We start from the raw sequence: 2,484 nt of genomic DNA, 5'->3' as shown, positions 1-2,484 counted from the left end.
CTCGCCCATCATCGCAAGAACCTCGAAGCGCTGGAGAAATCGGCACGAGCCGGTGCCGCCGGCGCCACCTCGCTGTTGTCCCGGCAGCGCGAGATGCTGCAGGATACGCTGCGCGAGGTCACCGATATGGCGCAAAGCTACAGGGCGCCGGGCAATCCGCAGGAACTGATGGCCAAACAGACGGAGTTTGCCAGAAAGTCCTTCGAGGCCGCGTTGAAAAATGCCGGCGAAGTGGCTGAACTGGTCAAGAAATCCGGTGCCGAATCGGTCGACATCCTGCGCACCCGCATCAAGGAGGCGATGGAGGAAATCCGCGCCGGCTACGAGAAGAAGTAGCGGATGTGGCCGGGACCGGTTCATGGCTGCCGGCCGCCCTGAAGACCGGAAAGCCCGAGTTGGCCTGCGACTGCGCCGGCGGCGTGGCACGATTGCGGCCGAAATCGACGGAACGGATTCGTGTAGAGCGAATTGACAGAGGCCGTCAGTTCGTGGTCCGGAGGCTCTGGAAGCGATCGGGAAACCAGGAATGAACGAAATACGGCCTAAAACGCCGCCTACCTACGAGCAGTTGAGGACGATGGCCGGGCTGGAACTCGGCGTGTCGGAGTGGACGACGGTCGACCAGAACCGCATCGATCAGTTCGCTGAATGCACCGGCGACCATCAATGGATTCATGTCGACCCTGAAAGGGCGCGGCGGCAAAGCCCGTTCCGCACGACGATCGCGCATGGCTATCTGACGCTGTCGATCATCGGCGCGCTGGCGCTCGGCATGGGCATCGTGCCCGAGAATACGCAGGCCGCCTTCAATTATGGCTTCGACAAAGTACGCTTCCTGGCGCCGGTCAGGGTCGGCGCCCGCATCAGACTGCGCATCACGCTGCTGTCCATGGAGGACAGGGGCCCGGGCCAGTATCTGATGAAGGCGGCCAACACGGTCGAGATCGAAGGCGAGGAAAAGCCTGCCTTGACGGCGGAAACGCTGGTCATGCTCTATGAACGCCGCAAGCGGGCAGGTGCCTGAGCCTGTTTGGAATTCTACTCTCTGAGCGGTGTGCGCGTCACGAAGCCCTGGATTCTGCGCGGCCTGTGGCGCGGGCCGAGAGCAGTGCGAGGAACAGCGCAGCCAGCGCCAGCACCGTCGCCGTCTGAAAGGTGACCTGCATTCCCCGGGCGGCGGCCTCGGAACTCAGAAGACCAATGCCTTCGTGCCCTTCGGCCGATGCGACGGCGAATATGGCGCCCATCAACGAGGCGCCGGTGATGAGCCCGAGATTGCGCGAAAGGTTGAGCAGACCGGAGACGACGCCGCGCTGACCCGCGTCAACGCCGGTCATGACGGCTGCATTGTTCGACGTCTGGAACAGCGCGTAGCCGATGCAGGTGACGGTGATCGCAACGACATAGCCGGCAATGCCGAATCTGGTCACGGCGAGCGACAGCAGGAACGTGCCTGTCGTGAGGCTGAGCAGGCCTGCGACCATCATCCTATGAGCGCCGAAGCGGTCGGTCAGGCGTCCGGCCACCAGCGCCGACAAGGTCGAGACGAGCGGGCCGGTCGACAGCACCACACCCACCATTGCAGCATCCAGCCCGAGCCCGCGCGACAGGTAGAACGGAGCCACAACCAGCGTCGCCATCATCACCGTGGCGACGACGAGGCTCATGGCGAGACTGGCACTCAGCTGGAGATCGCGGAAGCTGGCAAGCCGGATCAAGGGGTTTTTCACTCTCGCCTGCGCGGCGGCGAAAAGAAAAACGCCGGTGCCTGCGGCGATCAGCAGGCCGATGTTGAGCGTGCCGAAATTGCCTCTGCCCAGCGTCATCGCCAGCGCATAGGCGGCCAACGTCAGGGCCAGCAGGGCGGTGCCCACGACATCGAACGTGCCTCGGTCGAGCCGCGCGGTTTTATTGCGTGCCGGCAGGGCACGCCAGGCAAGAGCGAAGGTGAGCACTCCCAGCGGGACATTGACGAGGAAGATCGCCCGCCAGCCGAAGCCGGTGATCAAAAGGCCGCCGAGCGAGGGGCCAAGTGTCGTGCCGATCGCGGACATGGCGCCGAGCAGGCCCATGGCGCCGCCGATTCTGTCTTTGGTCACGGTTTCGGCGACGAAGGCCAGCGTCAGCGCCATCATCAGCGCTGCGCCAAGTCCCTGCACGGCGCGTGCGGCAATCAGCAGCCAGAGTGTCGGCGCCAGGCCGCAGAGCACCGATGCGGACGTGAACAGCGCGATGCCCCCAAGCAGCAACGGTCGGCGCCCGAACATGTCGGCCAGCCGGCCGGCGCTGACGATCAGTGTGGTGATGGCGAGGAGATAGGCCAGAACAACCCATTGCACGGCCTGGAACGTCGCGCCGAAATTCTGCATCAGCGACGGCAGCCCGACGCTGGCAATGCTGGTTCCCAGCGACGACAGCAGTGTGGCGAGCGACAGGCTTGCCAACGCCCAGCCGGCGGATTGCATCCGTGGTGGCGCCGATGTC

General features: G+C 64.5%; 3 protein-coding genes. 2 read left to right on the top strand and 1 reads right to left on the bottom strand.

Translation table 11 applies throughout. The features are described from left to right. Both phaP and ENZ75_RS28490 read left to right on the top strand, forming a co-directional pair. Window positions 1-336: TIGR01841 family phasin (phaP, locus tag ENZ75_RS28495; RefSeq protein WP_128278496.1), on the top strand; the 336-nt coding region annotated here is incomplete at its 5' end. Window positions 337-526: 190 nt separating this feature from the next. Then, window positions 527-1,024: a MaoC family dehydratase gene (locus ENZ75_RS28490; RefSeq protein ID WP_013531248.1), complete on the top strand. Its 498-nt coding sequence runs from the start codon at window positions 527-529 to the stop codon at window positions 1,022-1,024. 37 nt (window positions 1,025-1,061) lie between these two features. On the opposite strand, the gene ENZ75_RS28485 is transcribed toward ENZ75_RS28490, so the two are convergent. Next, window positions 1,062-2,484, bottom strand: a 1,423-nt coding sequence (locus ENZ75_RS28485; protein WP_348630636.1) for an MFS transporter, incomplete at its 5' end; no start/stop codon positions are given.

Source organism: Mesorhizobium sp. M7A.F.Ca.CA.002.04.1.1, assembly GCF_004022805.1.
Lineage (GTDB): Bacteria > Pseudomonadota > Alphaproteobacteria > Rhizobiales > Rhizobiaceae > Mesorhizobium > Mesorhizobium ciceri.
This window is presented reverse-complemented; position numbering and strand designations above follow the sequence as displayed.

Excerpts from the sequence above, each read along its gene's own strand:
- ENZ75_RS28490 (WP_013531248.1), top strand. The coding sequence starts at position 527 with ATGAACGAAATACGGCCTAAAACGCCGCCTACCTACGAGCAGTTGAGG.